Raw genomic sequence first — 14,597 nt, forward strand, 5'->3', positions numbered from 1 at the left:
GAGGTAGGCAGAGGCTGCTGTCTATCCCTGCCTACCAGAAGTCGCGGCCCACGTCTCGAACATCGCGGCATATCGACCCCCGGCGGCGACCAGCTCGGCGTGCGAGCCGGACTCGACGATGCCGTGGTCGTCCACCACGATGATCCGGTCCGCCCGCATCGCGGTGGAGAGCCGGTGCGCGACCAGGATCGCGGTGCGGCCCTCCAGCAGCGCGTCGAGCGCCGCCTCCACGCGCAGCTCGGAGCGCAGGTCGAGACTGGAGGTGGCCTCGTCCAGCACCACGACCCGGGGCTCGGCCAGGAACGCCCGGGCCAGGGCCAGCAGCTGCCGCTCGCCCGAGGAGACCGACTGGCCGCGCTCGTGCAGCGGGGTGTCGAGGCCGTCGGGCGAGCGTTCGACCAGCTCGCGCAGCCCGACCGAGTCGACCGCCGCCCAGACCTCGTCGTCGGTCGCGCCGGGGCGGGCGAAGGCGATGTTGTCCCGGAGCGTGCCGGCGAACAGGAACGGCTCCTGGGGGACGACGCCGATCTGGGTCCGCAGCGACGCCAGGGTCACGTCCCGCAGGTCGTACCCGTCAATGGTGATCTTTCCGGAATCAACGTCGTAGAACCGGGTGACGAGCTTGGCCAAAGTGGACTTGCCGGCGCCGGTCGGGCCCACGCAAGCGATCGTCTCCCCGGGCGCGATCCGGAGCGACAGATGCGATAAGACTGGACGAGAGGGCAAATATCCGAAGGTGACGTCGTCGAAGACGATCTCCCCGGCGACGGGCGGAAGAACAACGGCGGACGGCGATTGACGTACGGACGGGGCCGTCTCGAGAAGCGCACGGATCTTGCCGATCGCCGCCTTGCCCTGCTGGTACTGCGTGTAGAGCTGGACCAGCTGCTGCACCGGCTGGAAGAACGCGTTGATGTAGAGCACGAACGCGGTCAGCTCCCCGATCGTCAGCGAGCCTCGCAGCACCATCCGGCCGCCGACCAGCAGCAGGATCGCCATCGCGACGAGGCCGATCACCGACGTGCACGGCCCGTAGATGGCGTTGATCCGCCCGGTCCAGTCGTTGGCGTCGCGATAGGCGCCGACCACCGAGCGGTGCGCCACCACGTTGCGCTCCTGCCGGTTGTGCGCGGTCACCACCCGTACGCCGTTGAGGCTCTCGGCCAGGTCGGCGAACATGGCGGCGATCGTGTCCCGCTGGCGGTTGTAGCCGCGGTCGGCGGCGTGCCGGAACCACAGCGACGAGGCGGTGAGCGGCGGCACCACCAGCGCCAGCGTCAGCAGGGCCAGCGGCACGTTGTAGTGGAACAGGACCGCGGTGACCACGACCATGGTCAGCCCCTGGATCAGGAACTGGGCGAAGCCGTCCTGCAGCAGGTTCTGCAGCGCCTCCACGTCGGAGGTCATCCGGGTCATGGTGACCCCGGCCTTCTCCTCGGTGTAGTAGTCCAGCGACATCCGCTGGAGGTGGCCGAAGATGCGGATGCGCAGGTCGCGCGTGGCCGAGGCGGCGAGCATGCCGGTCTTGCGCATGCGGATCGCGGTGGCCACCCCGGTGAGCAGCACGGCCGCCACGAAGCAGATCGTCGCGATCAGCAGCACCCGCAGGTTCCGCTGGGCGATGCCGTGGTCGATGCCGACCTGCACCAGGTACGGCCCGGCCTGCAGCAACAGCGTCTCGACCAGGATCGCCAGCGAGGCGGTGATCAGCAGGCCCGGCCGCCGGACCAGCAGCCGGCCGAGCGAGATGCGGCCGCCGGAGTCCGCCACCGGGTCGAAGGGCGCGTGCGGGTCGCCGTGGTCGGGCTCCCGCGCCTCGAGCTTCGCCACCCCGGCCGCCAGGTCGGCCGGGATGCCGGCGAACGGCAGGCCGTTGCCGTTCTTGCCGGCCGCGCCCACCGACGGGCGCCCGGCCACGTTGAAGCCGCCGAAGCCGCCGCCGAACATGCTCACGCCGGCACCTCCGCGGTGTCGTCCTCGGTCGCCGCGGCCAGCACCTCGGCGTAGCGCGGCTCGCCGGCGAGCAGGGACGCGTGCGTGCCGTCGGCGATCACCCGGCCGCCGGCCATCAGCACCACCCGGTCGGCGAGGCTGATCGTGGAGAGGCGGTGGGCCACGATCAGCGTCGTGCGGCCCTGCATGCGCTCCCGCAGCGAGCCGTGGATGCGCTGCTCGACGCCGACGTCGATAGCGCTCGTCGCGTCGTCGAGCACCAGGATCGGCGGGTCGACCACCAGCGCCCGGGCGATCGCGATCCGCTGCCGCTGCCCGCCGGAGAGCGTGTAGCCGCGCTCGCCGACGATCGTGTCGTAGCCGTCGGGCAGCTCGAGGATGAACTCGTCGGCGCCGGCGGCGACCGCGGCCTCGATCACCTCGCGGCGGGTGGCCTCCGGTCGCCCGTACGCGATGTTGTCGTGGATGGACAGGGAGAACAGGAAGGGCTCGTCGGGCACGATGCCGACCTGCTCGCGCAGCGCGGACAGCTTGATCCGGCGGACGTCGACGCCGTCGATGGTCACCCGGCCGCCGGTGACGTCGTAGAAGCGGGCGGCGAGCCGCCCGAGCGTCGACTTGCCCGATCCGGTGCCGCCGACCACGGCCACCGTCTCCCCCGCCCGCAAGGCCAAGTTCAGATGATCAAGAGCGACGGTCCCGTTGGGGTACGCGAAACTGACGTCGTCGAACACCAGGTTGCCGCGCAGGGGTCGTTCGATCGGGTCCGCGTCGTCGACCACGTCGCTCGGCGTGTCGAGGATCTCGTAGATGCGCCGCGCCGACGCCGACGCCCGCTGCCCCATCATGATCATCATGCCGAGCATGCGGAACGGCGGCTGCAGCATCAGCACGTACGAGTTGAAGGCCACGATCGTGCCGACGGTGGTGTTCCCGTTGATCACCATGAGGCCACCGACGAGCAGCACCAGGGCCAGCCCGAGCCGCGGCAGGTTGTCCAGGATCGGGTTCCACCGGCTGCGGATGCGCGCGTCCTGCCGGTACGCCCAGCGGATGCGGTCGGCGCTCTCGGCCAGCGACCGCAGCTGGCGCCCCTCGGCCGCGAACGCCTTGACGATCCGGACGCCCTGGATGTTCTCGTCGACGACGGTGGCCAGCTGGGCGAGCCGGGCCTGGATCATCCACGAGACCGGGAAGATCGCCTTGCGCATGCTGACGCCGAGCACGCCGATGATCGGCATGGTCACCATGGCGACGATCGCGAGCGGCACGTTTATCGACAGCATCAGGATGAACGCGACCACCGCGATCAGGCACTGGACGAGGATCGACGGGCCGAACGACAGGTACATCTGCACGGCCCGGATGTCCGAGCCGGAGCGGGACATCAGCTCGCCCGACTGCACCCGGTCGTAGAAGCCGAACGGCATGCGGACCAGGTGGGCGTAGACGATGTTGCGCAGGTCGTACTCCATCTCGTACGCCGTGCGCAGCAGGTAGAGCCGGGCCAGATAGTTGATCAGGCCCTGGAGCAGGGCGAGCCCGATGATCGCCCAGGTGTACGTGGCGAGGTCGCCGGACCGGTCGACGATTGCGTCATCGATGCCGATCCGCACCAGGTTCGGGATCTGCACCTGCACGACGAGGCCGACGAACGACAGCACCAGCGAGGTGATCAGCAGCCCGCGATGGGCCTTGACGAGCGGCAGCGCGCGACGCAGCCAGCTCTTGCGGACATCGGGATCGATGGACGCCTTGGGCGCGCGGCGGCTCAACGGCGCCTCCCTTTCCCACGCGAGTTCGGGCCTTTCCCGGCGAGGTATTTAGCTTAGCTAACGATACTCTCGACCCGGCGCCGTGCGGGAGTGACGCGGGCCACCACGGCGGTGGCGAGCAGGGCCAGCACCTGACAGCCGGCGACGCCGAGCAGCAGCGCCGTCACCCCGGCCGGCGCGGCGAGGCCGGCCACCGCCGCCCCGAGTGCGGCGCCGGTCACCTTGAGCCCGGCACCGAGGGTGAAGACCTGGGTCCGCAGGTGCGGGGGCGCGGCCCGGTCGCGGACCGAGAAGACCGCCACCACCAGCGGCGCGCCCAGCCCGCCGGCCACCGCGAAGAGCGCGAGCGCCGGCCACCCCGCGGGCGCGACGCCGGCCAGCCCGGGCACGGCGGCGACGAGCAGGAAGGCGGCCGCGATGCCGGTCACGCAGAGCAGCACGACCGCGACCGGTGAGCGGCGCCGGATCGGGAACGCCGTGGTGAGCAGCGAGCCGGCGAGCCCCCCGGCGGCGGCGACGGACAGGACCAGGCCGGTGTACGCGGTGTCGCCCACCCGGGCCGCGAGCAGGGCCGCGATCACCGGCAGGGCGCCGGCCCCGATCTCCTTGAACACCGACCCCGCGGTGACCGCCCCGAGCTCCCGGTCCCGCCGCATGACCCGCAGCGCCGCGAGCGGATCGGCCCGGTGCACACGGTCCGTTGCGGCCGCGCGGGAGCGGATCGGCAGCGACGCGACCAGCACGCCGCCGGCCACGGCCAGCGCGCTCAGCGCCACCACCGACCACGACGCGCCGAGCGCGGCGGCCAGGACCGCGGCCAGCGCCGGACCGGCGATCCCGGCCATGCTGTAGGTGGTCACGTCCAGGCCGAAGGCACGCTCCAGGCGATCCCCGGCCAGCTCGCCGAGCAGGCTGGTCAGGCCGCCGATCAGCAGCGGCGCGGCGCACCCGGCGGCCAGCAGGGCGACCGCCGCCACCACGGTGAGGCGGCCGATCAGCAGGGCCGCCGTGACCAGCAGGGCCGCGTAGGCGAGGAACGCGGCCAGGTAGAACGCGCGGCGCCGGCGGGCCGCGTCGGCCACGCCGCCGACCAGCGGCGCCGCCAGGACGTGCGGGACCATGAGCGCCGCGACCAGCAGGCCGCCGGCGCTCGCCCGGCCGGTGCGCTCGATGGCGAGCAGGAGGACGCGACGCGGGCGCCCTCGTCGGCCAGACGGGCGCAGACGGCGGCCGCGACGTAACGGCTCAGGACGAGCATATGGGGTTACCTACCCCGATCAGCCGACTCCGAACGGGCTGGGCTCGATCGCCGGGCAGGCGGTGCCGGGCGGGGTGTGCTTCAGCGAGATCAGGTACGCGTCGGCGGCCGCCGCCACGCACGGGCTGCGGTTGTAGACGACGTGTCCCCAGCCCTCGTAGGTGAGCAGGTCGGCGACCGGGCGCAGCTGGTGCGCCACCCGCTGGGCCCAGATGTAGGCGGTGGCCGGATCGTGCCGGGAGCCGATCAGAAGCATCGGGGGCGAGCCGGGCGGCACGACCAGCGGGCGCTGCGGGTTGGCCGGCGCGACCGGCCAGCCCAGGCAGCCGACGGTGGCGGCAAGTGCCAGCGGCGAGGCCAGCATCTGCGGCGCGCGCCCGGCCAGGATGTCGAGCCGGCGGCGCAGGTCGCGGAAGCCGGTGATCGGCAGGTACCAGTCCGAGCAGATCACGGCCGGGAAGCTGTGGTCGGTGATGTCGACCGACGGCGGTGGTGGCGGCGGCGCGATCCGCCGTTTCGCCGTGAGCCCGGCCGCGTCCTTGAGGTAGTACGCGAACGAGTACCACTGCGGCTCGTAGAACGCGGCGAAGGCGGCCTCGGCCAGGTCGGCGACGTTGAGCTTGTCCGCCTTGTCGTACGGGTTCCGCAGCGTGCCCGCCTTGGCCCGGGCAACCAACGTGGCCCACAGCGCCGGGATGTCACGGCCGCGCAGCACGCACTGGGCGTCGCGGGCGCACCACTTCACGAACTCGTCGAAGGAATCCTGGGCCGCGGCGGTCTCCTGGATCAGGAACGTGGCGAGCCCGGCGCTGTGGTCCATCACGCCGTCCAGGACCAGCGCGCGCAGCCGCTGCGGGTACCTCTCGGCGTACTGCTCGCCGATCAGCGACCCGTACGAGGCGCCGTAGAAACTGATCTTCTCGTCGCCGAGCGCGACCCGGACCGCCTCGACGTCGCGCACGACGCTGAGCGTGTCGACGTGCCCGAAGACCGGGCCGGAGCGGGCGGCGCAGTCGGCGGCCAGCCGCCGGTTGTAGCCGATCACGGCGAGATAGTCGCGCTCGCTCGTGACCAGCGGGTTCGGCTTGGCGTCGACCAGGTCCTGCGAGCACAGCACCGGGCTGCTGCGGCCGACCCCGCGCGGGTCCATCCCGACGATGTCGAAGTGCTTGCGCAGCTCGGCCGAGAAGAACGTGGTCGCGTCGAACGTGAAGTCCACCGCGGACCCGCCCGGCCCGCCCGGGTTGACCAGCAGCGCGCCGAGCCGCTGCTTCGGGTCGGTGGCCGGGCGCCGGGCGATGGTCAGGAGGATCGTCGGGCCGTACGGGTCGGCCCAGTCGGCCGGGACCCGCATCGTGCCGCACTGCACCGTCGCGTCCTCGGGACATCTCGCCCAGAGGATCACCGGCGGGGTCACCTCCCGCGCCTGTGCGGGCGGCACCGCGTACGTCAGGAGAAGCAGGACCGTGACCGCGAAAGCTCGCACCGCGCCATCTTCAGACGTTTCATGATCACCCGTCTGCGAAACCGGTGAAGTTCGCCGGGCCGTGGCACGGTTGATCGATGACGACCGCCTCCCGCACGCGCCTGCTCGTCGCCGCGACCGGCGCGGCCCTGCTCACCGCCTGCTCGTCGAACGAGCCCTCGCCGCCCCGGGCCGAGGCGACCGTTCCCTCGGTGGCCGCCACGCCGTCGGCCGGCAGGTCCGCCTCCGGCCCCGCCGCCGCACCCCGCCCCGGCGCCCCCGATCTGAGCAAGCCGCAGGTCGTCGTCTCCCATCTCGAGGTGCCGTGGGGCCTGGCGTTCCTGCCGGACGGCAGCGCCCTGGTCGGCGAGCGGGACAAGGGCGACATCGTGCACATCCCGGTCGGCGGCGGCGATCCGCGCACGGTCTATCGCGTCGAAGCCGCGCGGTCCGGCGGCGAGGGCGGCCTGCTCGGCCTGGCCGTCGGCCCCGACTACCGGACCACCAAGATGGTGTACGCGTACTACACCGCCGACGACGACAATCGGATCGCCAGGTTCACCCTCGACGACAAGACGCCCGAGGTGATCTTCCAGGGCATCACCCGGGGTGGCCGGCACAACGGCGGGCGGATCGCGTTCGGGCCGGACGGGATGCTCTACGTCGGCACCGGCGACGCCAGCGAGGGCGACCAGTCACAGGACCCGGACGACGTGAACGGCAAGATCCTGCGGCTGACGCCGGACGGCAAGCCGGCGCCGGGCAACCCGAGGGCGGGCTCGCCGGTCTGGTCCCTGGGCCATCGCAACGTGCAGGGCCTGGCCTGGGATGCGAGCGGCACGATGTACGGCATCGAGTTCGGTCAGGACACCTGGGACGAGGTGAACGTCATCGAGCCGGGCCGGAACTACGGCTGGCCGGTCGTCGAGGGCAAGGCCGGCAACGGGAAGTACGCCGACCCGATCGTGCAGTGGCACACCGACGACGCCTCGCCGTCGGGCGCGGCGATCGCGGGCGGCACGCTCTACGTGGCGGCCCTGCGGGGCGAGCGGTTGTGGACGGTGCCGCTGGGCGGCGGCGCGCCGAAGGCGGAGCTGACCGGGAAGTACGGGCGGCTGCGCACCGCGGCGATCGCACCGGACGGCGCGCTGTGGGTGATGACGTCGAACCGGGACGGGCGGGGGGATCCCTCGTCCGCCGACGACCGGATCATCAGGTTCCCGGCGTCCTAGGGGGTACGCAGTGGCCCGGTCGGTGAGGGCTCACCGACCGGGCCACTTCACGTTCACTTCCGGTTGTTGGGCGGTAGGGAGGGCAGGGCGGAGATCGCCGTCGCGTACTGCGCGATCTGACGCCCGTTGGGGACTACTCCGACGGCGCGGAGCTGATCGTGGATCGCCTGCGCAACCTGGTCCTCGGATTGTCCGCGGTGGGTTTGCGCGACCTTGTTGATGACGTAGTCGATTCTCACTTGAGCCTGCCAGCCGGCGGGACGGCTACCTCCGGACGTGGCGAGGCTGACTGCTGCGAGGGGTTCCATGCCCTGTCTATCGGAAGGTCAGACCCATGACTGGAAGATATGAGGAGGCTGTGCAACCGAACCGCACCGGTCGCACAACCTCCCCACCATCAGCGCAGATCGTCTTCTCTTTCCGGGGCCGGCTCGGAGGGCGAATCGGGCGGGCTCAGCTTCAGCCAGAGCAGCATCAGCAGGCCGAAGGCGAGCATGATCAGACCGCTCCACAGGTTGATGCGCACGCCCTGCGCCTTGTCGATCTCGGCGGACGAGTCGAAGATGCCCAGCAGCGTGACGATCACGCCGTAGATCACGAACAGGCCGCCGATCACCAGCCGCACGTCGAACAGCCGGGTGGTGCGCCGGGAGACCTTGGGTTCGGGTTCGTCGGTCATGTCGGTTCTCCCCTCACCAGACCGGGATGTACAGGAGGACGGCGAGGATCAGCGCGATCGAGCCGAGCAGGACCGGGTTGCGCCACCACACCTTCTCGCCCGAGATGATCACATCGCTCGAGGTGCTTGGGCCGCCCAGGCCGTACACCAGACCGCGCAGCTCGTTCTCGGGTTTGGGCGGGGTGAACTGGGTGACGATCACCGCCACGATGACGGCCACCACGAACGCGACGCCGGCGCCCCAGAAGCTCTCGTCGAGGTCCGAGTTGAAGTGGATCACATCGGTCAGGTGCATGATGTACAGCGCCAGGGACGCCAGGAAGCCGAGCAGCAGCGACCAGAAGCCCGCCCACGCCGACATCCGCTTCCAGAACATGCCGACGATGAAGGTCGCGAACAGCGGGGCGTTGAACAGCGAGAACAGCGCCTGGATGTAGTTCATGATGTTGCTGAAGCCGGCCGCGATGAAGGCGGTGCCGATGCCGACGATGATGCCGGCCACCGTGGCGAGCCGGCCCACCCGCAGGTAGTACGCGTCGTCGCGGTCCTTGCGGATGTAGGACTGCCAGATGTCGTACGTGAAGACGGTGTTGAAGCCGGAGACGTTGGCCGCCATGCCCGCCATGAAGGAGGCCAGCAGGCCGGTCACCGCCACGCCCAGCACGCCGTTCGGCAGCAGGTCTCGCATCAGCAGCGGGATGGCGTTGTTGTAGACCAGGTCGCCGGAGTCGGCGCCGAGGCCCTTGACCGTGACGATCGCGATCAGGCCGGGGATGACGGTGATCACCGGGATCACCAGCTTCGGGAACGCGCCGATGATGGGCGTACGGCGTGCGGCGCTCATGTCCTTGGCGCTCAGCGCCCGCTGCACCTCGGCGAAGTTGGTGGTCCAGTAGCCGAAGGAGAGCACGAAGCCGAGGCCGAAGATGATGCCGATCCAGTTCGCGCCGAGCGGGTTGTCGCCCGCGCTGCCGGTGTTGGACCAGGTGTGCAGGGCGGCGTCGCCGAGCGGGCTGGACCGGACCTTGTCGAAGAGGCCGTTGATGCCGCCCACCTTGACCAGGCCGACGACCGTGATCGGGATCAGGCCGGCCAGGATCACGAAGAACTGCAGCACCTCGTTGTAGATCGCCGAGGAGAGGCCGCCGAGGGTGATGTAGACCAGCACGATCGCGGCGCCGAGCACGATCGACAGCCACAGCGGCCAGCCGAGCAGCGCCTGCAGGACCAGGGCCAGCGCGTAGAGGTTGACGCCGGCGATCAGCATCTGGGCCACGGCGAAGCTGACGCCGTTGAACAGATGCGTGCTGTTGTTGAACCGGCGGCGCAGGAACTCCGGGACGCTGCGCACCTTGGAGCCGTAGTAGAACGGCATCATCACGATGCCGAGGAACACCATGGCCGGCACCGCGCCGACCCAGTAGTAGTGCAGGGTCAGCAGGCCGTACTGGGCGCCGTTGGCGGCCATGCCGATGATCTCGAGGGCGCCGAGGTTCGCCGAGACGAACGCGAGACCGGTCACCCACGCCGGCATCGATCTGCCGGAGAGGAAGAAGTCGGCGCTGGTTTGGATCGCCGCGCGGGCAGCGAAGCCGATGCCCAGCACGGTGATGAAGTAGAGCGCGAGGATCAGGTAGTCGACGATGTTCAGATCGAGCCTGAGTCCGCTCGCGGCAAGGACCTCCACGGGCCACCTCCAAGGCGAAGTGGCCACGGACTACCCAGCATGAACATGTTTCACACACGTTGCGATCTTCGACGGTCCAGTAACGCCTCCAGCCCGTCGAGGATGCGCTCGAGGCCGAACGCGAAGGCGTTGTCGCCGCCGCCGCGCTCGCCGATCTCGCCGATGGCCGCGACCACCGCGGGGTACTCGCCGGCGTGGTCGCGCACCACCGCGGTGATGGCCGCGGTCAGGTCGGCCTCGGCGCCGCCGGCCTGCCCGGCGATCATGCGGACGTGCCCGGCGACGGTGGCCACCAGGTCGAACCGCTCGGCGCCGTCGAGCCCCGGCGGCAGGCACCGCAGCGCCGCCTCCATCCAGGCGATCTCGTTCGGGCCGACCGGGCGGCGGCCGCTGGTCGCCTCCAGCGCCCAGGCGTGGCCGGTGTAGGCGGCGAGCAGCGCGGCCGCCCAGTGGGTGAGCTGCTCGCGCCAGGGGCCGTCCGGTATCGCCGGCGGCTCGTCGATCGAGCGCTCGAGCATGGCCGCGACCAGCTCGGTCTTGCCCGGCAGGTAGCGGTAGAGGGACATCTTCGTGTACCCGAGGTCGGCCGCCACCCGCTGCATCGAGACCGCCGCCAGCCCTTCGGCGTCGGCGATCGCGATGGCGGCGTCGGCGATCCGGTCGAGCGTCAGCGCCGGCTTCGGGCCCCGGGTGGGCGGGCGCTTGGCGTTCCAGAAGAAATCAGCGGTCATCTTGCCGTGCCTCCAAACAGCGTCTACCGTACACAGAAATAATTGAGTACGACGGACACAGTTACGGGACGGGGATGGTCATGCGGGTCTTGATCTCGGGTGCGGGCATCGCGGGTCCGGCGCTCGCCTACTGGCTGGGGCGGTTCGGGTTCGAGCCGGCGATCGTCGAGGCGGCGCCCGCAGTGCGCACCGGCGGCAGCGCGGTCGACTTCCGCGGGCCGCTGCACATGGGCGTGCTCGACCGGATGGGCGTGCTGCCGGCGCTGCGCGAGGTGCAGACGCACGGCACGGCGATGCGCTTCGTCGACGAGGCCGGCGCGCGGCTGATGGAGTGGCCGGCCGGGCTGGCCGGCGGTGATCTCGAGGTGCGGCGGGGCGACCTCGCCCGCATCCTGTGCGAGGCCGGCGGCGGCACCGAGTTCCTGTTCGGTGACCGCATCGCGGCCATGACCGAGACGCCGGACGGGGTCGAGGTGACCTTCGCGAGCGGCCGGCAGCGGGTCTTCGACCTGGTGGTCGGCGCCGACGGGGTGCACTCGGGGGTGCGGCGGCTGGCGTTCGGGCCCGAGGAGCAGTTCGTCAAGCACCTCGGCTACTACGTGGGCGGCTGGGACGTGCCGAACGAGTGGGGCCTCGGCCGGACAATGCTGCTGCACAACGAGCCGGGCCGGATGATCAGCGTCGGCGGCGACCACCGCGACGCGGCCCGCGCGGCCGCGTTCGTCTGCTTCGCCTCGCCGCCGCTGCGGTACGACCGGCGCGACCCCGGCGAGCAGAAGCGGTTGCTGCGCTCGCGCTGTGCGGGGATGGGGTGGCTGGCGCCGCGGCTGCTGGCCGGGCTCGACACCGCCTCCGATGTCTACTTCGACCAGATCTGCCGGGTCGACAACCCCCGCTGGACCAAGGGGCGGGTCGCCCTGGTGGGCGACGCCGCCTGCGGGGCCACGATCGGGGGCCAAGGCAACGGCACGGCGGTCGTCTCGGCGTACGTGCTGGCGGGAGAGCTCGCCGCCGCCCGCGGTGACCATCGGGTGGCCTTTCCGGCGTACGAGAAGCGGATCGGCAAGTTTGCGCGCGGCACGCAGAAGGGCGGCGACACCACCGGGAAGTTCCTGGCGCCGAAGACGGCGACGGGCATCCGGCTGCGCAACTACCTGAACAACCAGAAGTGGTTCATCGATCTGACCTTCAAGATCGCCGGTGACCGGAGCACCGACGTCGTGCTGCCCGACTACGCCACGTCAGGCGGGCGATGAGAGAGCGGCGTCGATCGCCTCGCGGGTCGCCTCCGGGTGGGTGACCCACGGGAAATGACCGGCGTCGGGCAGCCAGATGATCGCGGCGTTCGGCAGCCAGTCGGTCAGCACGTGCGGCGCGGCCAGCCCGGTGATCGCGTCCCGCTCGCCCGCGATGATCGTCACCGGCACGCTCACCGCGGCCAGGTCGCCGGGGTCGAGCGTGCCCGACCAGTAGTCGGCATAGTCGCCGGTGACCTCCGGCCGGGCCGCGTGCGCCCGCACCGCCGGGGTGTCGGCGCCGTAGACGAGCGGCATGAGCGCCGCATCGACCTCGCGATCGTCGTCGTCGGCATCCCAGGCCGCCTTCGCCGCCGGGTACCAGGGCTCGGCGGCGAACCACCGCTTGAGCAGCACGTCCTGCGAGGGCTCGTCGACACCCTGCGGGATCGGCTTGCGCGACGGGGTGAGCAGCACCAGCCGCTCGACGTGCGCGGGGTGCCGGGCTGCGTAGGCGAGCACCGCCCAGGCGCCGGCCGAATGGCCGAGGAGGTCGATCGTCTCCGCCCCCAGGTGCCGCCGCAGCTCCTCGAGGTCCTCGGCGAGGTCGGTGAAGGCGCAGGACGCGGCCGGCTCGGACGCTCCGGTGCCGCGGGGGTCGAGCAGCAGCAGGCTGCGGCTCACCCCGCCCAGATCGTCGAGGTAGCCGCCGGGCCGCCCCGGCCCGCCGGGCTGGCAGACCAGGAGCGGCCCCGCGCCGCGCAACTCGTAGTGCAGTCGAGTGCCCGCGGCCGACCGGAAGTCCCCCATCAGCGGAGCCTATCGATCTCTTCCACGCTCAGGGCACCGATATTGGACACGACGAGGCTTGCCATCTCGAGCGCGTCGGGCGCCGGCGGATAGACGCCGTGCGGCACCGCGATCACGGCCATGCCGGCCCGGCCGGCCGAGCGCAGGCCGTTGCTCGAGTCCTCGACCGCGGCGCAGACCGCCGGGCTCAGGCCCAGCTTCTCGGCCGCGGTGAGATAGACGTCCGGGTAGGGCTTGCCCCGCGGCACCTCCTCGGTCGAGAGCGTGACCTGGAAGGCGTCGGTCAGCCCGGCCGTGGCCAGCACCTGGTCGATCAGGATCCGCGCGCTGGAGCTGGCCAGCGCGAGGGTGAACCGCTCGCCGATCCGGCGGACGGCCTCGACCGAGCCGGGGATCAGCGGCAGGTCGGAGCGGTAGCGCTCGGCCATCCGGCCCAGCACGTCGGCGGCGACCTGCTCGGGCGACCGCGGCACGCCGACCTCGTCGGCCAGGTGCCGCGACCACTCGCCGGTGCTCATGCCCATCATCCGGTCCTGGGAGTCGGGCAGGAACTGCTTGCCGAACTCGGCGACGTACCCCCGGCGTACCTCCTCCCAGACCTCCTCGGAGTCGATGATCACGCCGTCGAGGTCGAAGACGACCGCCTGGATGGTCACAGCGCGGCTGCCGCCGGGATGATCTCCTTCTGGAAGATCTCGAACTGCTTGGTGTCGTACGCGTTGACCAGGCCGCCGTGCGCCTGCTGGAACCCGAGCGACGCGAGATGACGCAGGCCGTCGATGATCTCGCCCGGGCTCCTGGTGGTCAGGTCGAACGGGAACATGCAGGTCTTCTCGATCTCGTCGTAGTCGCGGCCCACGTCCTCGCAGTGCTGCTTGAGCACGTCGAGCTTGTGACCCACCTCGGGGCTCGGGAAGAGGTTGCAGGCGTCCGCATACTTCGCGACCAGCCGCAGCGTCTTCTTCTCGCCGCCACCGCCGATCAGGATGCGCGGGGCCGGCTTGCTCAGCGGCAGCGGCGAGTTGAGCAGCCGCTCGAGCTGGTAGTGCTTGCCGTGGAAGGGCGTCTCGTCGCCGGCGAACATCTGCTTGCAGATCTGCAGGGTCTCCTCGAGGCGCTCGAAGCGCTCCTTGGTCGGCGGGAAGAAGAGGCCGAGGCCGCGCGACTCCTCCTCGTTCCACGCGGCGCCGATGCCGAGCATCGCACGGCCGCCGGAGAGCACGTCGAGCGTGGTGACGGCCTTGGCCAGCAGGCCCGGGTCGCGGTAGGTCACGCCGGTGACCATGGTGAACAGCTTGGCGGTTCTGGTGTGTGCGGCCAGATAGCCGAGCGCGGTGTACGCCTCGAGCATCTCGTGCTCGGGAGGGCCGATCACGCCGATCTGCCAGACGTGGTCCATGACGCTGATCCGGTCGAAGCCGGCCTCGTCGGCGGCGGAGGCCACCTCGGCGAGCACGGCGCCGAGCCGCGGAGCGCCCTCGGGCCAGGTGAAGTTCGAGATGTGCAGGCCAATTTTCACAGACAAAACCCTACTCCCACCCCTTTCTTCTTGTACGCACAGTAGCGACGCATAGGTCGCACGAACGCGTCCCTTTCGAGCCGCCGGTACGGCCGCACTCCACCGTTCCGGTGAGTTGCCGTTCGGTTGCCGGCCGGTAGTTTCAAAGATCAGCAAGGCAGACGTGAGGAGCCACCGCCATGCCTCCTTCGCCGCTCGGACCAGCAGCGACCCCCCACCGCCGATCGTCACCCTCCGTAAGCGTCATCATTCC

General features: G+C 71.0%; 13 protein-coding genes. 2 read left to right on the forward strand and 11 right to left on the reverse strand.

The window, feature by feature from the left end; genetic code table 11:
- Positions 1 to 21 precede the first annotated feature (21 nt).
- The 4 genes from ACQP2F_RS35505 to ACQP2F_RS35520 all read right to left on the reverse strand — a co-directional run bounded on the left by ACQP2F_RS35505 (position 22) and on the right by ACQP2F_RS35520 (position 6,472).
- Positions 22 to 1,947 (reverse strand): ABC transporter ATP-binding protein, encoded by a 1,926-nt coding sequence (locus ACQP2F_RS35505; protein ID WP_433307724.1) that lies wholly within the window; start codon positions 1,945 to 1,947, stop codon positions 22 to 24.
- Between the two features lie 2 nt (positions 1,948 to 1,949).
- Positions 1,950 to 3,728, reverse strand: a complete 1,779-nt coding sequence (locus ACQP2F_RS35510; RefSeq protein ID WP_433295331.1) for an ABC transporter ATP-binding protein — start codon at positions 3,726 to 3,728, stop codon at positions 1,950 to 1,952.
- A gap of 53 nt (positions 3,729 to 3,781) precedes the next feature.
- Positions 3,782 to 4,849 carry an MFS transporter gene (locus tag ACQP2F_RS35515; RefSeq protein ID WP_433295333.1) on the reverse strand — a complete coding sequence of 356 codons (1,068 nt, stop codon included), beginning with the start codon at positions 4,847 to 4,849 and terminating at the stop codon, positions 3,782 to 3,784.
- 156 nt (positions 4,850 to 5,005) lie between these two features.
- Entirely contained in the window at positions 5,006 to 6,472 is a 1,467-nt protein-coding gene (locus tag ACQP2F_RS35520; RefSeq protein WP_433295335.1) for an alpha/beta hydrolase, read from the reverse strand.
- A 77-nt stretch (positions 6,473 to 6,549) separates the two neighbouring features.
- Here ACQP2F_RS35520 and ACQP2F_RS35525 point away from each other — a divergent pair, with 77 nt between their 5' ends.
- Positions 6,550 to 7,683, forward strand: coding sequence for a PQQ-dependent sugar dehydrogenase (locus ACQP2F_RS35525; RefSeq protein ID WP_433295337.1), 1,134 nt, complete (start codon positions 6,550 to 6,552; stop codon positions 7,681 to 7,683).
- Positions 7,684 to 7,736: 53 nt separating this feature from the next.
- On the opposite strand, the gene ACQP2F_RS35530 is transcribed toward ACQP2F_RS35525, so the two are convergent.
- From ACQP2F_RS35530 to ACQP2F_RS35545, 4 genes are all read right to left on the reverse strand, one after another.
- On the reverse strand, positions 7,737 to 7,922 hold the full coding sequence (locus tag ACQP2F_RS35530; protein WP_433295339.1) for a hypothetical protein: 186 nt from the start codon (positions 7,920 to 7,922) through the stop codon (positions 7,737 to 7,739).
- A gap of 158 nt (positions 7,923 to 8,080) precedes the next feature.
- A complete protein-coding gene (locus tag ACQP2F_RS35535; RefSeq protein ID WP_433295341.1) occupies positions 8,081 to 8,362 on the reverse strand; it encodes a hypothetical protein in 282 nt (93 codons plus the stop codon).
- 13 nt (positions 8,363 to 8,375) lie between these two features.
- Complete coding sequence (locus ACQP2F_RS35540; RefSeq protein ID WP_433295343.1) at positions 8,376 to 10,049, reverse strand: sodium:solute symporter family protein; 1,674 nt, start codon at positions 10,047 to 10,049, stop codon at positions 8,376 to 8,378.
- 50 nt (positions 10,050 to 10,099) lie between these two features.
- Complete coding sequence (locus tag ACQP2F_RS35545; protein ID WP_433295345.1) at positions 10,100 to 10,780, reverse strand: TetR/AcrR family transcriptional regulator; 681 nt, start codon at positions 10,778 to 10,780, stop codon at positions 10,100 to 10,102.
- Between the two features lie 80 nt (positions 10,781 to 10,860).
- Between ACQP2F_RS35545 and ACQP2F_RS35550 the strand changes: the two genes are divergently transcribed.
- On the forward strand, positions 10,861 to 12,036 hold the full coding sequence (locus ACQP2F_RS35550; protein WP_433295347.1) for an FAD-dependent monooxygenase: 1,176 nt from the start codon (positions 10,861 to 10,863) through the stop codon (positions 12,034 to 12,036).
- On the opposite strand, the gene ACQP2F_RS35555 is transcribed toward ACQP2F_RS35550, so the two are convergent.
- The 3 genes from ACQP2F_RS35555 to ACQP2F_RS35565 are packed head-to-tail and all read right to left on the reverse strand — an operon-like array spanning position 12,022 to position 14,344.
- Entirely contained in the window at positions 12,022 to 12,825 is an 804-nt protein-coding gene (locus tag ACQP2F_RS35555; RefSeq protein WP_433295349.1) for an alpha/beta fold hydrolase, read from the reverse strand. The two genes, ACQP2F_RS35550 and ACQP2F_RS35555, sit on opposite strands and share 15 nt — an antisense overlap.
- Entirely contained in the window at positions 12,825 to 13,481 is a 657-nt protein-coding gene (locus ACQP2F_RS35560) for an HAD family hydrolase (protein WP_433295351.1), read from the reverse strand. Before ACQP2F_RS35560 ends, ACQP2F_RS35555 begins: the two co-directional genes overlap by 1 nt.
- Positions 13,478 to 14,344, reverse strand: a complete 867-nt coding sequence (locus ACQP2F_RS35565) for an LLM class F420-dependent oxidoreductase (RefSeq protein ID WP_433295353.1) — start codon at positions 14,342 to 14,344, stop codon at positions 13,478 to 13,480. Before ACQP2F_RS35565 ends, ACQP2F_RS35560 begins: the two co-directional genes overlap by 4 nt.
- Positions 14,345 to 14,597 lie beyond the last annotated feature (253 nt).

The sequence above is a fragment of the Actinoplanes sp. CA-030573 genome, assembly GCF_050951115.1.
GTDB lineage: Bacteria > Actinomycetota > Actinomycetes > Mycobacteriales > Micromonosporaceae > Actinoplanes.